The organism is Castellaniella defragrans, from assembly GCF_014203015.1.
In the GTDB taxonomy this organism is placed as follows: Bacteria; Pseudomonadota; Gammaproteobacteria; order Burkholderiales; family Burkholderiaceae_B; genus Castellaniella; species Castellaniella defragrans.
In genome coordinates this window covers 39,254-59,150 of record NZ_JACHIB010000019.1, presented here as the reverse complement: position 1 = coordinate 59,150, position 19,897 = coordinate 39,254, and the positions used below count along the sequence as shown (strand labels likewise).

Here is a 19,897-nt window from a genome sequence, read left to right as displayed (position 1 = left end):
AGCCGAGACCAGACCCGGTCACCGGCCGGCGCCGCGGGACTCGATGGCTTCCCAGAGCGCGATCAGTTCCTTTTTCACCACCTTGCCGAATCCGCTCCGCGGCAGCCGGTCGACGAAATACACCCGGCTGGGCGCCTTGTTGCGCGACAGCCGGTCCTGGCAGAACGCCCGGATGTCGGCTTCGGCCAGCATCTGCCCGCCCTCGGCCGCCACCACCATCGCCACCAGGTCCTGGCCCAGAATTGGATCGGGGATGGCCAGGATGGCCGCGTCGGCCAGGCCTTCGTGGCCCAGCAGCACTTCTTCGACCTCGGCGGGATAGAACTTGAAGCCGCCCCGGTTGATGCGGTCGCTCTTGCGCCCGGTGAGCCGCAGCAGGCCGTCTTCCGCGCCCACGAAGCCGATGTCCTCGGTGTGCACCCAGCCGTCCGCGTCGATGCGCTTGGCCGTCTCCGCCTCGTTCAGGTAGTAGCCCACCATCTGCCCCGGCGCCCGCAGGAGCACCTCGCCGGATTCCCCGGGCGCGCATCGCCGGCCGGCCTCGTCGACCACGGCGAGCTCGGTCGGCCAGACCGGCCGGCCGATGGCCGTGGGATCGAGCTCCATGTCCGGACCGAAATTGAGCGTCTGGCCGACCATCGTTTCGTTCAGGGCATACCAGTTGGCCACAGCGGCGCGCGGCCAGCGCTCCCGCATCGTGCGGTAGAGCGCCGCGGTCATGGGGGCGCCGCTCGCGGTCATGATCTGCACCCGGGCGCCGCGCGAGTCGTCGCTCGCCGGCCGCTGGCACATCATGGCGTAGTGGGCCGGCGCGCCCGCGTAGATGGTCGTGCCCGCCAGCGCCATTTCCCTTTCCTCGGCCTCGGGGTCGAAGCGGCGGCCCCGGTAGCTCAGGGGACATCCGGCCAGCACCGCGGCGTACAGCGTATTGACGATGCTGGTGGGCAGGTAGGCGGGCACGGGCGACTGGATCACGTCGTCCGGACCGACGGGCCGCCCCCCGCGGGGCGCGGGAAACACGCCGTTGACCATTCTTTCGGCCAGCTGCACGCAGCCGCCGTGGGTAATCATCGCGGCCTTCGGCCGCCCCGTCGTGCCCGAGGTGAAGGCGAGCAGCGCGCAATCGTCCGCCTGCGCGCGCACCCCTTCGGCCGGCGCCGCCCCGTCTCCGGGAGACGGCACGAGCCGGAAGGCCCCGTCCACGGCGGCGAAGAGCAGCAGGTCCAGCGGATCGCCTTCGGGCGGCAGGCCCTCGGGGATGAATTCCAGCAGGTCCTCGTCCTTGCGCGAGGACAGCAGCCCCCGGCTGGCGATCACGGCGCTCGCCGCGACGTCCTGGGCGAAGCGCCGGACTTCCGCCACGCTCAGGCGGTCGTCCAGCGGGGCGACGATGCAGCCGCCGTCGAGCACCCCGTGCTGCGCGATCACCACCTGGCGCGCGTCGGCCGTATCGACCCAGACCAGGACCGGGGTCCCGGGCCGGTAGGCGCCCGACGACCGCAGCCGCGCGGACACGGCGCGGGCGCCGTCCAGCCATTCGTCGAAGCGCAGGCTGCCCGCGGGCGAGCGGACGGCCACCGCCTCCGGCGTCGCCTGCACGCGCTTTTCCAGCAGATCCGGCAGGGTCAGCCGGCCCGCCCCCTCGAAATCGAGGGTCTTCAGGAATTCATGGATTTCCGTACGGTTCACGATGCGCTCCGGCACTCACTTGCGGTCCGTCAGAAGATCGACCAGAAGCGCCCATTCGGCGGGCCAGCTTTCCGGCGTCGTGTAGTCCGCTTCGCTGCGGATGCGATCGACGTGGCCCGCCACGTCCTCGACCGTCAGGGCGCCCTGGTCGATGGGATGCTTGAAGAAGCCCGGCGTGCGTCCGATGAAGATGCGCGCGACCGAGCCCGAGCCGGCGGACCAGGTCTCGCCGGTCCAGGGGCATTCGCGCGACGCGAAATAGCCCACCACGGGCGCCACCAGCTCGGGGACGACCATGTCCTCGCTGACCTGGTGGTACTGGGGCATCTCGACGTCCTCGGTGAGCTGCGTGGAGGCCATGGGAGCGACGGCGTTCACCCGGATGCCGTGGCGGGCGCCTTCGAGCTTGAGCACCTGCAGCAGCCCGAACACGCCGCCCTTGGCGGCCGCGTAGGGCGCGATGCCGCCGTTGCCGAAGAGCGCCACGCCGGACGTGGTGAAGACGATCCGGCCGTACTGCTGCCGCACCATCTGCTGGTAGCACGGCTGCGTCACGTTGAAGGCGCCCCACACGTGCACGTCGAAGATCGGCGCGGCGTCGGCGAGGTCGAGCTTGTTGAACGAAGTGAGCGAGATGTTGCCGGCGTTGTTCACCAGGATGTCGATGCGCCCGTAGGCCGACAGCGCCCGCTCGGCGATCGCCTGCCCGCCTTCGCGGGTGGCCACCGAGGAAGTGTCCGCCACGGCCTCGCCGCCCAGCGCGCGGATCTCGCGGACGGTGAGCTCCGCCGAACTGACGGGCGCGCCGTCGGGCCCCGGACGCATGCCGATGTCGTTGACCACCACGCGGGCGCCGCGGGCGGCCAGCAGCATGGCGTACGCCCGCCCCAGCCCGCTGCCCGCGCCGGTCACGATCGCGACCTGGCCCTCGTAACGGAAATCCCCAGCCGGCAAACCACTCGATTGATGTACCATGTCTCCATCCTCGCTAACCGAATTTTTTCTTGTATGCCCATACTCTAAGCGACGCTGCGCCAAAAAGCAATAGTGATGTCGCTTTTTTTAAAAAAACAGGAAATGCTGAAAAAAGCCCCGGAACCGAACCTTCCCCAGCCCACCACCCCGAAGGGGCGGGCGACCCTGGCCCGCATCCTGGCGAGCGGCAGAGAAATCTTCGGCGAAGCCGGCTACGTCTCGATGCGCATGAGCGATCTGGCGGAAAGGGCCCACCTCTCGATGGGCGCCCTGTACCGCTACTTCGACAACAAGGACGACGTCTTCCTGGCGATCATCCACGACATCCACAACGAGCTGTACGCCGCCAGCCGGCCGGGCGAGCGGCAGAGCTTCCGCGACCGCCCCGACGAGGCGATCCTCGAATCCAACCGCGGCTACCTGGGCCACTACCGCAACCACCGCAAGGTGATGCGGGCCTTCATCGAGGCGACCATGGTGGACCAGCGCTACGACGACATGTGGTGGTACATGCGCGAGCGCCACATCGTGCGGGTCGCCACGGCGCTGGAGCGCGACCACGGCATCACCGAGATCAACGGCATGCCGGCGCGGGTCTCCCTGGAAGCCCTGGCCTCGATGACGGAGCAGTCGGCCTACGTCTGGTACGCCCACCCCGACACCGCGGCGGAGATGCTGCCCGTGGACGACGCGGCGCGCATCGTCAGCGAAATCTGGTGCTGCACCCTCTTCTCCCCGCGCGGCGCGGGCCGCCAGGACCCGCCCGCGCGCAGCGAAGGGCGGCAAGGCCGCACGGACATGGAAAGAACGTGAAGAGAACATGGACAAGCCGCGGCATTTCGCCTGTCCCGATATGAACCGATCCTGGCCATGGCCGCGGCCGGGTTCTGCAATACAATGGCCCGCAACATGGCGGGGTCCGGCCTCGCCAGGATATTCTGAACAAGTCGAGCGGAAAGCGGGCGCCGCGGATCGGGATATGGGATGCAAGGCGCGAACCGCAGCCATGGCCGGCGCCATGGCAAGGACGAGCAACGCCGCAGACCGCCCGAGTCCGCAGATGCACGCGGCGCGGGGACTTGTCCAGAGTATCCTCAACGCTCATCAAGCAACGGGAATGCACCCATGACTGAACGTGAATCGATGGAATACGACGTCGTCGTCGTCGGAGGCGGGCCGGCCGGTCTTTCGGCGGCGATCCGCCTGAAACAGCTGGCCGCCGAGCGCGGCCAGGACGTCAGCGTCTGCGTCCTGGAAAAGGCCGCCGAGATCGGCGCCCACATCCTCTCGGGCGCCGTGATGGATCCCCAGGCCCTGACCGAGCTCATCCCCGACTGGAAGGAACGCGGCGCGCCGCTGGATGTGGCCGTCACCGACGACCGCTTCCTGTTCCTGACCGAATCGGGCGCGCGCGCCACGCCGGCCTGGCTGCTGCCGGACTGTTTCAAGAATCACGGCAACTACATCGTGCGCCTGGGTCACGTCACCCGCTGGCTGGGCGAGCAGGCCGAGGCCCTGGGCGTGGACGTGTTCCCCGGCTTCGCCGCCGCGCAGATCCTCTACACCGAGTCCGGCGCCGTGCGCGGCGTGCTGACCGGCGACATGGGCGTGGCGCGCGACGGCAGCCACACCGACGCCTACCAGCCCGGCATGGAACTGCTGGCGCGCTACACGATCTTCGCCGAAGGCTCGCGCGGCCACCTGGGCCGCCAGCTGATCGAGAAATACCGCCTGGACGCCGGCCGCGACCCGCAGAGCTACGCCATCGGCATCAAGGAACTCTGGGAAGTCGATCCCGCGCAGGCGCGCCCCGGCATGGTGATGCACACCGCCGGCTGGCCGCTGGATTCGGACACCTACGGCGGCTCCTTCCTCTACCACCTGAACGACAACCTGGTGGCCGTGGGCCTGGTCGTGGGTCTGGACTACGCCAATCCCTGGCTCTCGCCCTTCGAGGAATTCCAGCGCTACAAGACCCATCCGGCGATCCGCGCCACCTTCGAGGGCGGCAAGCGCATCGCCTACGGCGCGCGCTCGCTCACGGCCGGCGGGCTGCTGTCCCTGCCCAAGCTCTGCTTCCCCGGCGGCGTGCTGGTGGGCTGCGAGGCCGGCATGCTGAACGCCTCGCGCATCAAGGGCAGCCATTCGGCCATCAAGTCCGGCGCCCTGGCCGCCGAGGCCGCCTTCGACGCCCTGGCCGCGGGCCGCAGCCACGACGAACTGACCGCCTACCCGGCCGCCTTCGAGCGCTCCTGGCTGCACGCCGAGCTGAACAAGTCGCGCAACTTCAAGCAGTGGTTCAAGAAGGGCCGCACCGTCGGCACGCTGATGACCGGCATCGAGCAATGGCTGTTCAAGGGCCGGATGCCCTGGACCATCCACCGCACCAAGCCCGACCACGCCTGCCTGCAGCCGGCGGCCGAATGCGCGCGCATCGACTACCCCAAGCCCGACGGCAAGCTGACCTTCGACCGCCTCAGTTCGGTGTTCATCTCCAACACCAACCACGACGAGAACGAGCCCGTCCACCTGACGCTGAAGGACGACACGGTGCCGGTGAAGATCAACCTGGCGAAATTCGGCGGCCCGGAAGCGCGCTTCTGTCCGGCCGGAGTGTACGAGTTCGTCAAGACCGAGACCGGCGAGGACCGCCTGCAGATCAACGCCCAGAACTGCGTCCACTGCAAGACCTGCGACATCAAGGACCCGACGCAGAACATCGTCTGGGTGACGCCGCAGGGCGGCGAGGGGCCGGTCTACAACGGGATGTGATGGACATCACCTTCGCTACCAAGTTCCTGGGCGCGCTGTTCGCCATCATGAATCCGTTCATCATCCTGCCGCTGTTCCTGGCGGTCACGAGCAACAAGACCGTGGCCGAACAGCGCAGCCAGGCGGTGGCGATCCTGATCTACACCACGGCGATGTGCATCGTCATCTCGCTGGCGGGCAGCCACATCATCCGCTTCTTCGGCGTCAGCCTGGATTCCTTCCGCGTCGCCGGCGGGCTGGTGCTGAGCGGCATCGCGCTGTCCATGCTCAACGGCCAGCCGATCACCTCGCACGAGCGCGCCACCCAGGAAAAGAACGTCGGCGGCCTGGCGGCCCGCGCCGAGGTCGAGGACAACCCCGCCTTCTATCCCCTGACCTTCCCCATGATCGTGGGCCCCGGCACCATCGCCACGCTCATCATCTACGGCGCCCAGGCGCGCCATTCGGCGCAGTACCTGGGGTTCGGCATCGTGCTGGTGGCCGTGCTGGCCTCGGTCTTCGCGGTGCTGTATTTCGCCGCGTCCATCGGCAAGCTGCTCTCGACCAAGATGCGCGTCATCATGGCCCGCGTCATGGGCATGATCCTGGCGGCCATCGCCGTGGAAATGACCTTCGCGGGCACCAAGGCGCTGCTGCCGGGGCTGGCGCACTAGCAGGCCACCTGGGCAGGCGCCCGAGCCGGCCCCGGGCGCCCGGCCCGCCGCCCGCGCGGGGGCTCCGTGGACGGGAGCCCCGGAGCCAACGCGGCGTCCTCCAGGTCCAGGCCATTCGCCCTGATCTGCCGGCGCAGTTCCACGGCGTCGGTTTCGGCATGCGTCCTGTCGTCCGGGGAGATCCGGAACACCATGATGTTGCTCCCGGCCTGGTCCACCTTGGCGCTCATCCGCGTCGAGGCGCCCGTCAGCACCTCCACCATCGAGGTATTTTCCTGCGTGATGCGGTCCAGTTGCTGGAGCGCGGCGCTGATCTCGTTCACGCCGCGCGCCTGCTCGCCGGCCGCGCCACTGATTTCTTCCAGCATCTGCTTGACGCGCTCGACGCTGGCGACCACGTCGGCCATCCGCGCCTGCGCCTGCGCCACGCTCTGGTTGCCCTGGCTCGCCCGCTCCTGGGATTGCTGGATCAGGTTGCGGATGTCCTTGGCCGCCGTCGTGGTGCGCTGGGACAGCGCCCGCACTTCGGCCGCGACCACGGCGAAACCCCGGCCGTGCTCGCCGGCCCGCGCGGCCTCGACCGCGGCGTTGAGCGCCAGGATGTTGGTCTGAAACGCGACGTCCTCGATCACCTTGGCGAAGGCGCCGACATCCAGGGAGGACTGCGCGATTTCCTTCATCACGTCCGAGACGTCGCGCGTGGTTTCCTGGCTGGCTTCCACGGCCCGGACGGCTTCCTGCGCGGCTTCCAGGCCCGCCTTGCTCACGTCCGAGGTCTGCCCCACCGTGCTGCTGATCTCGTCCATCGCGGCGGCGGTCTGGACCAGGTTCGCGGCCTGTGTTTCCGTGCGCGAGGCGAGGTCCGAGCTCTGGGAGGCGACGGCTTTCGCCATGTCGGAGAGGGTCCGCAGATCGTTACGCACGTCCACCATGACGGTGCGGGTCGCCAGGGCCAGCTGGCCGATGGGCAGCAGCAGCCTGCGCGTGGCGCCTTGCTCGGCCATCCGGACGAAGGCCGACAGATCGCAGCTCGCCAGGCGCTCGGCCACCTGCGCGACCTCGGCCACCGGCCGGATCGCGACGGACCGGATGCCGGCCAGCGCCACCCCGGCGGCCAGCAGGCCCGCCAGCCCCTCGCCCCAGGCGGGCGCGCCGAGCAATGCGGCGACCGGCGCGCCCGCGGCGGCCAGGACGACGAACAGGCCCAGCGCCGCCATCCGGCCGGGATGCAGGACGGCGCCCGCCAGGCCCGCCAGGCCCCGGCGCCTGAGCATGCCGTTCCTGAAGACGTGCTTCAGGCGCCGGCCGTTTCCGGCCGCCTTCGCGGCTTCGCCGCGCATGAGGGCGAACAGGTTCTCGGCCGTCTCGATTTCCGCGGGAGTCGGCAAGGTGCGGACCGACAGGTAGCCGACCGTTTCATGCCCTTTGCGCATGGGCGTCGCATTGGCCCTCACCCAGTAGGCATCTCCGTTCTTGCGCCGGTTCTTGATGATGGAGCTCCAGATCCCGCTCGCCTGGATGGTTTCCCAGAAGTCGCGGAAGGCCTCTTCGGGCATGTCGGGGTGCCGCAGGATGTTGTGCGGCTGCCCCAGCAATTCCTCGCGCCGATAGCCGCTGACGCTGACGAAATCGTCGTTGCAATAGGTGATCCGCCCCTTGAGGTCGGTGATGGAGATGAGCGTCTGGTGTGCCGGATACGCATGGACGTTTTGCGTGACGGGCAGGTTCTTGCGCATGGTTCCGCCTGGGTTTCGAGATGGAACTGCTTGTTTGTTAAGCGTTTTCCATCTATTTCAAACGTAATGACGGCCACCCATGTCCTTATCGCTCATGCGGATTTTGCATCGTCACCTTGATGGGAACAGCAGTGTATGGGATATTCATAAAGTAATAAATAGCGGAAATATTGATTCACCTGTCAGCTTCCAATACCAATCCATGAGCCTGATCGACGAAATCCGGGTCTTTGTCAGCGTCACCCACAGCGGCAGCTTCACCACCGCCGCGGCGCTCCTGGGCATTCCCAGGCCCACGGCTTCGCTGGCCATCCAGAAACTCGAAAGGCGGCTCGGCTCGCGCCTGTTCAACCGGACGACGCGGCACGTCAAGCTGACGCCGGACGGCGAGGAGTTCTTCGAGCGCGCCCGTCTCTTCATCGAGGATGCGGAAAGCCTGGAGCATTTCTTCCATACGCAGGAGACCGAGATGACCGGGCGCCTGCGCGTGGACGTTCCCAGCCGCATCGCCCGGCGGCTGATCGCGCCGGCGCTGCTGGAATTCCACGCGCGCCACCCCAGGCTGGAGATCCTGCTCGGCTCCAGCGACCGGCTCACCGATCTGGCGCGGGAGGGATTCGACTGCGCCTTGCGGGTCGGCTCGGCGGGGCTCGACAGCCTGATCGTCAGGCCGCTGGGCCGGTTGCGCATGGTCAACTGCGCCAGCCCCGACTACCTGGCGCGGTTCGGCATGCCCGCATCCCCGGACGACCTGCCGCGCCACCAGGCGATCCATTACCTGCCGGCGACCATCGGCGAGCAGCCCGTGCCCTGGGAATGGATGGAAGGTCCGGCCCGCCACGCCCTGAGGATGCCGGGGCCGGTGGCGGTGAACAACGTCGAGAACTACATCGCCTGCTGCCTCGCGGGACTGGGCATGATCCAGGTCCCGGCGTTCGACGTCCAGGAGCACCTGGACCGCGGCGAACTGGTCGAAGTCCTGCCCGCCTGGCCGGCGCCCGCCATGCCGATCCAGCTGGTGCACCCCTACGCCCGCTACCGGCCCCGGCGCCTGCTGATCTTCAACGACTGGCTCGACGGCCTGCTGACGCCCCTGCTGGAATGCGAATGAGGAAATGAGGGGGGCGTAAACGGGGAGGGGGCCGCTTTTTGCCTTGGGGCGGCCCCTCCAGGAGTGCGCCCATGCTGGGCGCACATAAAAAAGGGGCGGAGGATTCCCCCGCCCCTTTGCTTGTGTCCGATGCGCTGGATCACAGCGCATCGTCCGACACGCGTTACCGCACCTGGGCCAGTTGGTCCAGGATGCCGGGATTTTCCAGGGTGGACACGTCCTGGGTGATGGGTTCGCCCTTGGCGACCACGCGCAGCAGGCGGCGCATGATCTTGCCCGAGCGGGTTTTCGGCAGGTTTTCGCCGAAGCGGATCTCGCGCGGCTTGGCGATGGGGCCGATTTCCTTGGCCACCCAGTCGCGCAGCTGCTTGGCCACGACGGCGGCCTGGTCGCCCTGGGGCAGCGGACCGTTGAGCACCACGAAGGCCACCACGGCCTCGCCGGTGGTGTCGTCCGGGCGGCCGACCACGGCGGCCTCGGCCACCATCTCGTGCGCCACCAGGGCCGACTCGACTTCCATCGTGCCCAGGCGGTGGCCCGAGACGTTCAGCACGTCGTCGATGCGGCCCATGATCCAGAAGTAGCCGTCCTTGTCGCGCTGGGCGCCGTCGCCGGCCAGGTAGTAGCCCTTCAGCTCGTCGGGGAAGTAGGTCTTCTTGAAGCGTTCCGGGTCGCCCCAGATCGTGCGGATCATCGAGGGCCACGGGCGGCGGATCACCAGGAAGCCGCCCTTGCCGCGCTCGACCTCTTCGCCGGTCTCGTCGACGATGGCGGCATCGATGCCCGGCAGCGGCAGCGTGCAGGAGCCCGGCTTGAGCGGGGTGACGCCCGGCAGCGGCGTGATCATGTGCGCGCCGGTTTCCGTCTGCCACCAGGTGTCGATCACCGGGCAGCGCTGGCCGCCGACGTTGTTGTAGTACCAGACCCAGGCTTCGGGGTTGATGGGCTCGCCCACCGAACCGATGATGCGCAGCGTGCTCAGGTCGAAGGACTTGGGATGGACCTTGGGATCGGCCTCGGACAGCTTGGTCAGCGAGCGGATGGCCGTGGGCGCGGTGTAGAAGATCGTGACCTTGTGCTCCTGGATCATCTTCCAGAAGCGCCCGGCGTCCGGATAGGTGGGCACGCCCTCGAAGACCACCTGGGTCACGCCGGCGGCCAGCGGGCCGTAGGTGACGTAGGAGTGGCCCGTCACCCAGCCCACGTCGGCCGTGCACCAGAACACGTCGGTCGGCTTGGCGTCGAAGGTCCATTTCATGGTCATCAGCGACCACAGCAGGAAGCCGGCGCTGGAATGCTGCACGCCCTTGGGCTTGCCGGTGGAGCCGGAGGTGTACAGGATGAACAGCGGATGGTCGGCGTCGACGGCCACGGGCGGGCAGTCGGCGGACTGGCCCTGGACGACGTCGTGCCACCACAGGTCGCGCCCGTCGTTCCATTGGACTTCGGTGCCGGCGCGCTTGTAGGTGATGACCTTGCGCACAGCCTCGCAGCCGCCCATGGCGATGGCCTCGTCCACGGCGTCCTTCAGCGCGATGGCCTTGCCGCCGCGGAACTGCGCGTCGGCCGTGATCACCAGCGAGGCGCCGACGTCCACGGTGCGCTCGTGGATGCTCTTGGACGAGAAGCCGCCGAACACCACGGAATGGATGATGCCCAGGCGGGCGCAGGCCTGCATGGCGACCACGGCCTCGATCGACATGGGCAGGTAGATGATGGCGCGCTCGCCGGCCTGGTAGCCCAGGGACTTCAGGGCGTTGGCGAACTGCGCGACCCGCGCGTGCAGTTCCTTGTAGGTGACCTTGGTGACCTTGCCGTCGTCCGCCTCGAAGATGATGGCGGTGCGGTTCTCGGCCGGGGTGCCCAGGTGCTTGTCCAGGCAGTTGGCCGAGACGTTCATCTGGCCGTCGGCGTAGAACTTGTAGAACGGCTTGTTCGACTCGTCGATCACCTGGGTGAAGGGCTTGGACCAGACCAGGTTTTCATTGGCCAGGCGGGCCCAGAAGGCGTCGGGGTCGCGCTTGGCTTCGTCGCACAGGGCCTGGTAGCCCTCCATCCCCGACACATTGGCCTGCGCGACGAGGTCGGCAGGCGGCGGAAACACCCGGTTTTCCACCAATATGGATTCGATCTCCGTGGTCATGGCTCGCTCCTGAGTTTAGTGATGCGTTCACTTTATGTTTGAATGTTGCAACCGTACCGCACGTTGCTTACTCGATACTGACAAATGCTACCCGCCTCCGGGCGGGAAGGCGCTGCGGCGCAGGGTCGGGCGGTCTACCGCGTGACTTGCCCACGTCGCGGCTTGCAGGGACTCCCCAGCCGTGGCAGCTCTCCACGTCGCGGCTTGCAGGCCGCTCCGATTCGCCCGGCACAGGTCAGTCCGCAGGGACTCTCCAGCCGTGGCAGCTCTCCACGTCGCGGCTTGCAGGCCGCTCCGATTCGCCCGGCACAGGTCAGTCCGCAGGGACTCTCCAGCCGTGGCAGCTCTCCACGTCGCGGCTTGCAGGCCGCTCCGATTCGCCCGGCACAGGTCAGTCCGCAGGGACTGACCTGTGTCCGGGCTCATCCCGGGCGCGGATGCCGCGCGCGAAATCCAGCCGCCCCAGCAGCGCGAGGCCCGCGAGGAAGAACAGCCCGGTCGCCAGCAGCGCGGCGCGATGATTGCCCGCCGTGGCCCAGACCAGCACGCCGTAGGACAGCGGCCCGACCACGGCCGCCAGCTGCACGGCGAAGGTCCACAGGGCGAAGAATTCCGCCGGGCGGCTGGCCGGCGCCAGCACCCCCACCATGGCCCGGCCCGCGCTCTGGCTGGTCCCCATGCACAGCCCCGCCAGGGCGGCGGCCGTCCAGAACACCGGCAGCGAGCGGGCCGAGACCGCCAGCAGCACCATGGCGATCCAGCCCAGCAGGGTCAGGGCGAGGGCCTTGCGGTGGCCGATGCGGTCCTGCAGGTAGCCGAAACAGAAGGCCCCGACGGCGGCGCCGATGTTCACCAGGAACACCAGCAGCATGGTCTCGCGCATGCCGAAGCCCATGACCTCGGTGGCGTAGACGGCCGACAGCGTGATCACCACCGCGATCCCCGCCTGGTAGCAGGCAATGCACTGCAGCAGGCGGCGGAAGTCGGGAAAGTCGCGGCGGGTCTCGCGCCACGCCGCCCGCAACTGGGCCAGCATCGCCACCGGCGGGCGGCCGGCGCCGGTGCCGGGCTCGCGCAGCCACAGGAACGCCGGCAGCGCCGCCGCCGCGAACAGGACGGCCGTCAGCCCCATGATCCAGGGGACGTAGGCCTGGGCCGGCAGGCCGCCGGATTCCGCCGCGGCCGCCACCCACAGCGCCAGGCCCAGGGCCAGCATGCCGCCGAAATAGCCGAAGCTCCAGCCCCAGCCGGACACCCGCCCCATGGCCTCGGGCCGCGCCAGCCCGGGCAGGAACGACGCCACCGCCGACTCGCCGATGCAATAGCAGACATTGGACAGCGCCAGCCAGAGCAGCCCCCAGACGACGTCGCCCGGCTCCACGCTGGCCAGCATCGCCGTGGCCAGCACGCAGCCTGCGGTGCTGGAGAACAGCAGCCGGCGGTGGCCGGCGCGCGCGTCGGCCCGCGCGCCCAGGCCCGGCATCCACAGCATCACCGCCAGGTAGGACAGCGACAGCGCCGCCGTCAGCGCCAGGGTGCCCCAGCTCTTCCCGGCCGCCACCACGCCGACGAAATAGGCGTTGAACACCGTCGTCAGCACCACGGTGGTATAGCCGGAATTGGCGAAGTCGTACATCGCCCAGGACCAGACCTCGCGCCGCCTCACGCCCGGCCGCAGCGGCGAGCCGGCGCGTGCGGCGGCCCCGTCCGCGTCCGGACGGCCCGCGCCGGGTCGGCCGGCGTCCGGCTGGCCGCCCGACCCGTCCGCACCCGGCCCGGATCCGGCTGCGTCCCGCCGCCCGCTCACAGTGCCGTACGGATCTGGTCGAGCGCGCCCGGATCCTCGATCGTCGTCAGATCGCCCGGATCGCGGCCTTCGCACAGCGCCACGATGGCCCGGCGCAGGACCTTGCCCGAGCGCGTCTTGGGCAGGGTGTTGACGAACAGGATGCGCGCCGGGCGGGCCACGGCGCCGTTGCGCTGCTCGATGACGCGCTTGATCTCGGCTTCCAGGCGCTCGCGGGCGCCGGATTCTTCCAGCAGCGCGGGATTGCGCAGCACGGCGAAGGCCATGGCCTCCTGGCCCTTGAGCTGGTCCGCCACCCCCACCACCGCCGATTCGGCCACGGCCGGGTGGGTGTTGACCGATTCCTCGATCTCGCGCGTGCCCAGGCGGTGCCCGGCGACGTTGATCACGTCGTCGGTGCGGCCCAGGATGTACCAGTAGCCGTCGTCGTCCACCAGCCCCCAGTCGGAGGTCGAATAGCACAGGCGGCCGGGGAAGGACTGGAAGTAGGTGCGCACGAAGCGTTCGTCGTTGCCCCAGATCGTGCTCATCGCCCCCGGCGGCAGCGGCGGCTCGATCGCCACCACGCCCTTCTGGTTCGGGCCGCAGTCCCGCCCGGTGGTCTCGTCGACCACCCGCGCGTCGTAGCCGTAGACCGGGAAGGACGGGCTGCCGAAGCGGGTGGGGACTTCCTCGATCCCGGGCTGGGCCGAGAGGATCGGCCAGCCGGTCTCCGTCTGCCAGTAGTTGTCGATCACGGGCTTGCCCAGCGCCTCGGACAGCCACTGGCCGGTGAGCTCGTCGAGCGGCTCGCCCGCCAGGTAGATGCGCTCCAGGCTGGACAGGTCGTGGCGGCTCAGCAGGGCGGGATCGTGCTTCTTCAGCACGCGGATCGCCGTCGGCGCGGAAAACAGCACGTTGACGCGGTAGATCTCGACGATGCGCCAGAGGATGGCGGCGTCGGGGCGCACCGGCGTGCCCTCGTACATGACGGTCGCCTGGCCGTTGAGCAGCGGCCCGTAGACCACGTAGGAGTGCCCCACCACCCAGCCCACGTCGCTGCTGGAGAAATAGACGTCGCCCGGCTTGCCGCCGTAGATGTATTCCATGGACGCGCACAGCGCCACCGCGTAGCCGCCGACGTCGCGCTGGACGCCCTTGGGATTGCCGGTCGTGCCCGAGGTGTACAGGATGTAGCTGGGTTCGTTGGATTCCAGCCAGACCACCGGCACCTGGGCATCCAGGTGGCGCGCCCGCAAGGGCGCGTATTCCAGGTCGCGGCCCGGCGTCAGGTCCATGGGCGCCAGGCCCCGGTTCACCAGCACGACGCGCTCGGGCGCATGGGAGGACTGCTCGATCGCCTGGTCCAGCAGCGGCTTGTAGGCGATCGGCCGCCCGCCGCGCGAACCCGCGTCGGTGGACACGATCACCCGGGGCTGGGCGTCGTCGATGCGCTGGGCCAGATTGTGCGCGGCGAAGCCGCCGAACACCACCGAATGGATGGCGCCCAGCCGGGCGCAGGCCAGCATGAAGAAGGCCGCCTGGGGAATCATGGGCAGGTAGATCAGCACGCGGTCGCCCTGGACGACCCCGAGTTCCTGCAGCGTGGCGGCGGCGGCGTTGACCTCGCGCGCGAGATCGGCGCGGGTGTAGACGATTTCCTGGTCGACCTCGGTGGACACCCAGATCAGGGCGGGCTGGTCGCCCTGGGTGTCGAGCCAGCGGTCGACGGCGTTGTAGCAGAGGTTGGTGCGCCCGCCGACGAACCAGCGCGCGAACGGCGGCCGGGAATAATCCAGCACGCGGGTGAAGGGGGTTTCCCAGTGGATGCGCTGGGCCTCGCGCGCCCAGAAGGCCTCCCGGTCCTGGATCGACTGGCGATGGAATTCGCGGACTTTCTGCATGGGTTCGTCTCCGGTGCCGCCCTGCGGCCCGTGCGGACCGCGGGAGTTTCTATATAGAGTGGATGGAAAGGATGGCATGCTGAATGGGTGACATGCTACACCCTGGCGCCGAACATACAACGCCCGCCTGACGCGAGACTGACGCGGGCCTGATGGGAGCCTGATGGGAGCCCGATGGAAGACGCGCGGGCAGCGCAGGGAAAGGAAGGCCAAACCCCGGCCAAATCCCGGCTTTACTCGACCGGCTCGATCCACTACACTCGGAGAGTTGTCCGCAGGGCGGGCAACCCATCAGATCAACCCGGCGCCCGGTATCCGGCCAGCCCGCGACCCGTGCCGCGCTCGTTTAAGCGCCGCGGCCACGCGAGGCGGCTGCGGGCGACGACATCCGTTAGCCATCCGCCCATGCCACCGCCCCATTCCGCCTCAGATCAGCCGAATCCACCCCGCCCCCTGGCGGTCCGTTCCCTGAAACTGCTGCTGTGCGCGGGCCTCGTGGCGCTGGCCGGATGCGCGCACCAGCCCCGCAAGACGGCCGACGCCAGCCTCACCTCCAATCACCTGCTGCGCGACAGCTACCTGCTCAGCACCCAGTCCGATCCGCTGGGCGCCTGGCTCGACAACAAGCGCAGCCTCGCCATCGACACCCCCGAAGCGGAACTCTACGGCACCAGCCAGGCGCCCAAGACCCTGGCGGCCACCGCCATGAAGTTCCTGGGGGTCAAATACCGCTACGGCGGCGACGCCCCCGGCGAAGGCTTCGACTGCAGCGGCCTGGTCGCCTACGCGGCCGAAAAATCCCTCGGCCTGAAACTCCCCCGCCGGGCGCGCGAGCAGGCCCAGCAGGGCATCTCCGTGGACCGCGAGGAACTGCGGCGCGGCGACCTGGTGTTCTTCAACACCCTGGGCCAGCGCTATTCGCACGTCGGCATCTACCTGGGCGACCACAAATTCCTGCACGCGCCGCGCACCGGCGCCAGCATCCGCGTCGACAGCATGGACATGGCCTACTGGCGCAAGCGCTACAACGGCGCCCGGCGCCTGCAGGCGCAGTCCGACGCCAGCTCGCTCGCGGCCGTCGAAGCCGCCGAACCCGCGGCCGCCACGCCCGCGTCCGGCGGCAAGCACGCGAACACCCGGCATGCCAGCGCCAAGCACGCCGCCGCCAAGCCCGCGACGGCCAGGCGCACGGCCGCCAGGCCCGCAGCGGCCAAGTCCGCGGCCGCAAAGCACACGAGCACCAGGCGCGTGGCCGCCAAGCGCTGAGGCGGCCCCTTCCCTGAGACGGCTCCGTCCAAAAAAGAGAAGCCCCGGCGCCTTGCCGGGGCTTTCCACACCGGGCCCGCGCGTCTACGCCTGCAGAGCCAGCCCGCCGTGCCCGCCCCGCCGCTTGCACGAGACGCGCGCCCCCGAGCCGGCCGTGTTCTCTTCCCGCAGCGGGCATGCTTTACAGTAGCCGCACTGGTCCAGCGCCTGCTGCATGCTGCACACCGACCGCCGGCATGCCAGCACGCGGATGCCGGCGCGCTGCGCCGCCAGGCGGAAGGTCTTCATCACGTTGTGCCCCAGGAAATCCGTCAGCAGGATGACCAGGTCGGTGCCGGAAGGCAGCGCGGGCGCCTTTTTCTGATGCGCGGGATCGCGGCCGCTGATGTGATGGCGGATGGCGATGTTGTGGTCGCGCAGCAGGTCCGGGATGTTGCCCAGCCGGTCCGCGCCGACGATCAGTGCACTGACTTGGGACTGCGATTGCGGTTGCAGTTGCGATTGCGCCATGAAATCGACTCCGGGTGGTGAGCCGGTGCGGTGGATGACCGGCCTGTGATCGTGGTTTTGATAGTTAATGATAATCATTCCTATTAACAAACGCAATTCTGTTTGATGTAACAAGGCTTCGCATCGTCTCGGGATTTACCCTGACGCACTTCCCCTCTTTCCCCGGAGAATTCAGTTTCCCGTCAATTTCCGTTCAGAAAACTGTTACCGGGCGCGGCGCACAATTTCCGAAAGAAGAACCCTTCCAACGGAGACACACCATGCACACCCTGTTGCGCGACGGGCTGCCCTGCGCGGCCCTGGCCCTGGCCCTGAGCCTGGGCAGCCCCGCCAGCCAGGCGGCCGGCAACGAGATCGTCCTGGGCGCCTCGGTCCAGCTGACCGGGCCCGTGGCCAACACCGGGCGCTACTACAAGGACGCCTACCAGCTCGCGGTGGACCAGATCAACCGCAAGGGCGGCGTCCAGGTCGGCGGCAAGCAATACACCCTGGCGCTGAAGATCTACGACAACCAGTCGGACGTGAACCTGAGCGTGCGCCAGTACACGCAGCTGGTCTCCAAGGACAAGGTGAACTTCCTGCTCGGACCCTTCGCCAGCAACTTCGCCCTGGCCGACTCCGCCGTCTCGGAAAAATACCAGGTCCCCATGGTGCAGGGCGGCGGCGCCTCGGACCAGATCTTCTCGCGCGGCTTCAAGTACGTCTTCGGCACCCTGGCGCCGGCCAGCAACTACTTCGGCAGCACCATCGCCATGCTCAAGCAGCTCAAGCCGGCGCCCGCCCAGATCGCCCTGCTCTACGCGGACGACGCCTTCGACGTGTCGGTGGCCAAGGGCACCCGCCCGCTGCTGGAGCAGGCCGGCCTGAAGACCGTGATCGACGAGCGCTACAGCAGCAACGCCAGCGACTTCAACACCCTGCTGTCGCAGATCAAGTCCAAGCAGGCCGACGCCGTGCTGGTCGCGGGGCACGAGACCGAGATCCTGAACTTCATCCGCCAGGCCAAGAGCCTGGACGTCTCGCCCAAGCTCTATTCCTTCACCGTGGGCGTGCCCAGCGAGGACTTCCGCAAGGCCCTGGGCGCGGACGCCGAATATGCCTTCGGCATGTCCGCCTGGCTGCCCAGCGAGACGCTGAAGGACGACTGGTTCGGCGACGCCGCCCAGTTCGCCAAGGCCTGGGGCGCCCAGTACCGCTACGAGCCCGACTACCACGCCGCCTCGGGCGTGGCCGACGTCGAGGCCATCGTCAAGGCCATCGAGAAGGCCGGGTCGCTCGATCCCAAGGCCGTGCGCGACGCCCTGGCCGGCAGCGACTTCCAGAGCCTCTACGGGCACATCGCCTTCGCCGGCAACGGCCAGATCGACCTCGACCAGGTGGTGATCCAGGTGCAGGACGGCAAGCCCGCGGCCGTGTTCGACGGCAGCAAGTTCCTGCGCGACGCGAAATACCCGATGCCCGACTGGTCCAAGCGCTGATCCCCCTTCACGATCCCGGGAGAGCCCGCCTTGGACCTTCTGCTGCAAGTCCTCGTCAACGGCATCCTGCAGGGCGGGCTGTACGCCATCATGGCGCTCGGCCTGGCCCTGGTCTGGGGGGTGCTCAACATCGTCAACCTGGCCCACGGCGCCTTCATCATGCTGGGCGCCTACATCTCCTGGTACAGCTACACCTGGCTGGGCCTGGATCCCTTCCTCGGGCTGCCCCTCACCGCGGTCCTGATGTTCGGCATCGGCTACGCGATCCAGCGCGGCATCCTGAACCTCATCGCCCGGGCGCCCATGTTCAACACGCTGCTGATCACCTTCGGCCTGGAGGTCGTCCTGACCTACCTGGCGCAGCTGGTGTTCTCGGCCGACTTCCGCACCATCAACCCGTCCTATTCCGGGCGCAACATCGACGTCCTGGGCGTGACCGTCCCGCTGGTGCGCCTGGCGGCGTCGGGCCTGGCCATCCTGCTGACGCTGGCCATGTGGCGCTTCCTGCTGCACACGCGGCTGGGCCGGGCGATCCGCGCGACCGCCCAGAACCTGGCGGCGGCGCGCCTGCACGGCGTCGAGCCGCGCCACCTGTACGCCGTGACCTTCGGCCTGGGCCTGGCGCTGGCCGGCGCGGCCGGCGGCCTGTACGGCACCGTGTCGCAGATCAACCCCTACATTGGCGCGACCCTGACCGCCAAGTCCTTCGCGATTTCCATCATCGGCGGGCTGGACACGCCGCTGGGCGTCATCGCCGGCGGCCTGGTGCTGGGCCTGATCGAGGCGCTGACCACCCTGTACGTCGGCCCGACCTTCGCCGACGTGGCCAGCTTCGGCGTGCTGGTGCTGGTGCTGATCCTGCGCCCCAGCGGCCTGCTCGGGAGGACCGCATGACGGCCGCGCGCATCTTCCTCGCCCTGGCCGTGCTGGTCGCGCTCGCACTGCTGCCGCTGTACGGCTCGGACACGCTCGTGCAGTTCGGCATCAGCACCCTGCTGCTGGCCGTGCTGGCCCAGGGCTGGAACATCATCGGCGGCTACGCCGGCTACCCGTCCTTCGGCAATTCCGCCTTCTACGGCCTGGGCGCCTACGGCGTGGGCATCGCCATGGTGCAGTGGCAGCTGCCCTTCGCCGCGGGACTGGCCTTCGGCGTGCTGCTGGCGGTGGTCTTCGCCATCTGCCTGGGCATCCCGGTGCTGCGCCTGAAGGGCCACTATTTCGCCATCGCCACCCTGGCCCTGGCCCAGGTCATGGCGGCCATCGTCTCCAACGTCGAGCTGGCCGGCCAGAACATCGGCCTGGTGCTGCCGCCGCTGAACGACGATCCCCTGTTCTACGAACTGTCGCTGGGCCTGCTCGTCGCGGCCACCCTGACGGTCTGGTGGCTGACGCGCAGCCGCTTCGGTTTCGGCCTGATCGCCATCCGCGAGAACGAGGAAGGCGCGGTCGTGATGGGCGTGGACACCACGCGCTACAAGGTCCTGGCCTTCGCCCTGGCCGGCGTGTTCAGCGCCCTGGCCGGCGGCATCCACGCCTACTGGATCACCTTCCTCGACCCGGAAAGCGCCTTCGACATCACGCTGAACGTGAAGATGATCATCATGGCGGTCTTCGGCGGCCCGGGCACGGTCCTCGGCCCCATCGTCGGCTCGCTCATCCTGTCGGCCCTCTCCGAGTTCCTGTCCAGCGAGGTCACCAGCATCGCCGGCCTGTTCTTCGGCGCCGTCATCGTCGTCGCCGTGGTGCTGATGCCGCGCGGCCTGGCCGACGTCGCCCGGCGCTACCGCCGCACGGGCTGGCGCTACTTCATCGAAAACATCCGGATGCATCGGCTATGAGCACGCAGGACCGCTCCAGAGGCGAATTCCCTTCCG

Annotated in this window: 15 protein-coding genes; 8 read left to right on the top strand and 7 right to left on the bottom strand. The window is 68.6% G+C overall.

The window, feature by feature from the left end:
• Window positions 1-18: 18 nt before the first annotated feature.
• Entirely contained in the window at window positions 19-1,689 is a 1,671-nt protein-coding gene (locus HNR28_RS15265) for a class I adenylate-forming enzyme family protein (RefSeq protein WP_170288467.1), read from the bottom strand.
• A 15-nt stretch (window positions 1,690-1,704) separates the two neighbouring features.
• Window positions 1,705-2,664: an SDR family NAD(P)-dependent oxidoreductase gene (locus HNR28_RS15260; protein ID WP_151024736.1), complete on the bottom strand. Its 960-nt coding sequence runs from the start codon at window positions 2,662-2,664 to the stop codon at window positions 1,705-1,707.
• Between the two features lie 102 nt (window positions 2,665-2,766).
• On the opposite strand from HNR28_RS15260, the gene HNR28_RS15255 reads away from it, so the two are divergent.
• The 3 genes from HNR28_RS15255 to HNR28_RS15245 all read left to right on the top strand — a co-directional run bounded on the left by HNR28_RS15255 (window position 2,767) and on the right by HNR28_RS15245 (window position 6,089).
• Window positions 2,767-3,477 (top strand): TetR/AcrR family transcriptional regulator, encoded by a 711-nt coding sequence (locus tag HNR28_RS15255; protein WP_084330527.1) that lies wholly within the window; start codon window positions 2,767-2,769, stop codon window positions 3,475-3,477.
• A 312-nt stretch (window positions 3,478-3,789) separates the two neighbouring features.
• On the top strand, window positions 3,790-5,436 hold the full coding sequence (locus tag HNR28_RS15250) for an electron transfer flavoprotein-ubiquinone oxidoreductase (protein ID WP_043680959.1): 1,647 nt from the start codon (window positions 3,790-3,792) through the stop codon (window positions 5,434-5,436).
• Window positions 5,436-6,089 (top strand): MarC family protein, encoded by a 654-nt coding sequence (locus HNR28_RS15245; RefSeq protein WP_043680956.1) that lies wholly within the window; start codon window positions 5,436-5,438, stop codon window positions 6,087-6,089. Before HNR28_RS15250 ends, HNR28_RS15245 begins: the two co-directional genes overlap by 1 nt.
• Here HNR28_RS15245 and HNR28_RS15240 read toward each other — a convergent pair.
• Window positions 6,086-7,825, bottom strand: coding sequence for a methyl-accepting chemotaxis protein (locus HNR28_RS15240; RefSeq protein WP_151024735.1), 1,740 nt, complete (start codon window positions 7,823-7,825; stop codon window positions 6,086-6,088). The two genes, HNR28_RS15245 and HNR28_RS15240, sit on opposite strands and share 4 nt — an antisense overlap.
• Window positions 7,826-8,027: 202 nt before the next feature.
• Between HNR28_RS15240 and HNR28_RS15235 the strand changes: the two genes are divergently transcribed.
• Complete coding sequence (locus tag HNR28_RS15235; RefSeq protein WP_151024734.1) at window positions 8,028-8,936, top strand: LysR family transcriptional regulator; 909 nt, start codon at window positions 8,028-8,030, stop codon at window positions 8,934-8,936.
• Between the two features lie 163 nt (window positions 8,937-9,099).
• Here the strand turns inward: HNR28_RS15235 and acs are convergent, their stop codons facing one another.
• The 3 genes from acs to HNR28_RS15220 form a co-directional block, all read right to left on the bottom strand.
• Complete coding sequence (gene acs, locus HNR28_RS15230) at window positions 9,100-11,079, bottom strand: acetate--CoA ligase (protein WP_151024733.1); 1,980 nt, start codon at window positions 11,077-11,079, stop codon at window positions 9,100-9,102.
• 391 nt (window positions 11,080-11,470) lie between these two features.
• Window positions 11,471-12,745 carry an MFS transporter gene (locus HNR28_RS15225; protein WP_409364709.1) on the bottom strand — a complete coding sequence of 425 codons (1,275 nt, stop codon included), beginning with the start codon at window positions 12,743-12,745 and terminating at the stop codon, window positions 11,471-11,473.
• 137 nt (window positions 12,746-12,882) lie between these two features.
• Window positions 12,883-14,769 carry a propionate--CoA ligase gene (locus tag HNR28_RS15220; RefSeq protein ID WP_151025098.1) on the bottom strand — a complete coding sequence of 629 codons (1,887 nt, stop codon included), beginning with the start codon at window positions 14,767-14,769 and terminating at the stop codon, window positions 12,883-12,885.
• A gap of 405 nt (window positions 14,770-15,174) precedes the next feature.
• Here HNR28_RS15220 and HNR28_RS15215 point away from each other — a divergent pair, with 405 nt between their 5' ends.
• Window positions 15,175-16,035 carry an NlpC/P60 family protein gene (locus HNR28_RS15215; RefSeq protein ID WP_211369329.1) on the top strand — a complete coding sequence of 287 codons (861 nt, stop codon included), beginning with the start codon at window positions 15,175-15,177 and terminating at the stop codon, window positions 16,033-16,035.
• Window positions 16,036-16,119: 84 nt separating this feature from the next.
• Here the strand turns inward: HNR28_RS15215 and HNR28_RS15210 are convergent, their stop codons facing one another.
• The gene (locus HNR28_RS15210; protein WP_052355626.1) at window positions 16,120-16,545 is read right to left on the bottom strand and encodes a DUF2325 domain-containing protein; all 426 of its coding nucleotides are present in this window, start codon (window positions 16,543-16,545) and stop codon (window positions 16,120-16,122) included.
• 260 nt (window positions 16,546-16,805) lie between these two features.
• Here HNR28_RS15210 and HNR28_RS15205 point away from each other — a divergent pair, with 260 nt between their 5' ends.
• The 3 genes from HNR28_RS15205 to HNR28_RS15195 are packed head-to-tail and all read left to right on the top strand — an operon-like array spanning window position 16,806 to window position 19,861.
• On the top strand, window positions 16,806-18,023 hold the full coding sequence (locus HNR28_RS15205; RefSeq protein WP_151025099.1) for an amino acid ABC transporter substrate-binding protein: 1,218 nt from the start codon (window positions 16,806-16,808) through the stop codon (window positions 18,021-18,023).
• A 30-nt stretch (window positions 18,024-18,053) separates the two neighbouring features.
• A complete protein-coding gene (locus tag HNR28_RS15200; protein WP_151025100.1) occupies window positions 18,054-18,917 on the top strand; it encodes a branched-chain amino acid ABC transporter permease in 864 nt (287 codons plus the stop codon).
• Window positions 18,914-19,861 (top strand): branched-chain amino acid ABC transporter permease, encoded by a 948-nt coding sequence (locus tag HNR28_RS15195; protein ID WP_151025101.1) that lies wholly within the window; start codon window positions 18,914-18,916, stop codon window positions 19,859-19,861. Before HNR28_RS15200 ends, HNR28_RS15195 begins: the two co-directional genes overlap by 4 nt.
• Window positions 19,862-19,897: the final 36 nt, after the last annotated feature.

Excerpts from the sequence above, each read along its gene's own strand:
- HNR28_RS15260 (WP_151024736.1), bottom strand. The coding sequence starts at position 2,664 with ATGGTACATCAATCGAGTGGTTTGCCGGCTGGGGATTTCCGTTACGAG.
- HNR28_RS15255 (WP_084330527.1), top strand. The coding sequence starts at position 2,767 with ATGCTGAAAAAAGCCCCGGAACCGAACCTTCCCCAGCCCACCACCCCG.
- HNR28_RS15250 (WP_043680959.1), top strand. The coding sequence starts at position 3,790 with ATGACTGAACGTGAATCGATGGAATACGACGTCGTCGTCGTCGGAGGC.
- HNR28_RS15245 (WP_043680956.1), top strand. The coding sequence starts at position 5,436 with ATGGACATCACCTTCGCTACCAAGTTCCTGGGCGCGCTGTTCGCCATC.
- HNR28_RS15240 (WP_151024735.1), bottom strand. The coding sequence starts at position 7,825 with ATGCGCAAGAACCTGCCCGTCACGCAAAACGTCCATGCGTATCCGGCA.
- HNR28_RS15235 (WP_151024734.1), top strand. The coding sequence starts at position 8,028 with ATGAGCCTGATCGACGAAATCCGGGTCTTTGTCAGCGTCACCCACAGC.
- acs (WP_151024733.1), bottom strand. The coding sequence starts at position 11,079 with ATGACCACGGAGATCGAATCCATATTGGTGGAAAACCGGGTGTTTCCG.
- HNR28_RS15220 (WP_151025098.1), bottom strand. The coding sequence starts at position 14,769 with ATGCAGAAAGTCCGCGAATTCCATCGCCAGTCGATCCAGGACCGGGAG.
- HNR28_RS15215 (WP_211369329.1), top strand. The coding sequence starts at position 15,175 with ATGCCACCGCCCCATTCCGCCTCAGATCAGCCGAATCCACCCCGCCCC.
- HNR28_RS15210 (WP_052355626.1), bottom strand. The coding sequence starts at position 16,545 with ATGGCGCAATCGCAACTGCAACCGCAATCGCAGTCCCAAGTCAGTGCA.
- HNR28_RS15205 (WP_151025099.1), top strand. The coding sequence starts at position 16,806 with ATGCACACCCTGTTGCGCGACGGGCTGCCCTGCGCGGCCCTGGCCCTG.
- HNR28_RS15195 (WP_151025101.1), top strand. The coding sequence starts at position 18,914 with ATGACGGCCGCGCGCATCTTCCTCGCCCTGGCCGTGCTGGTCGCGCTC.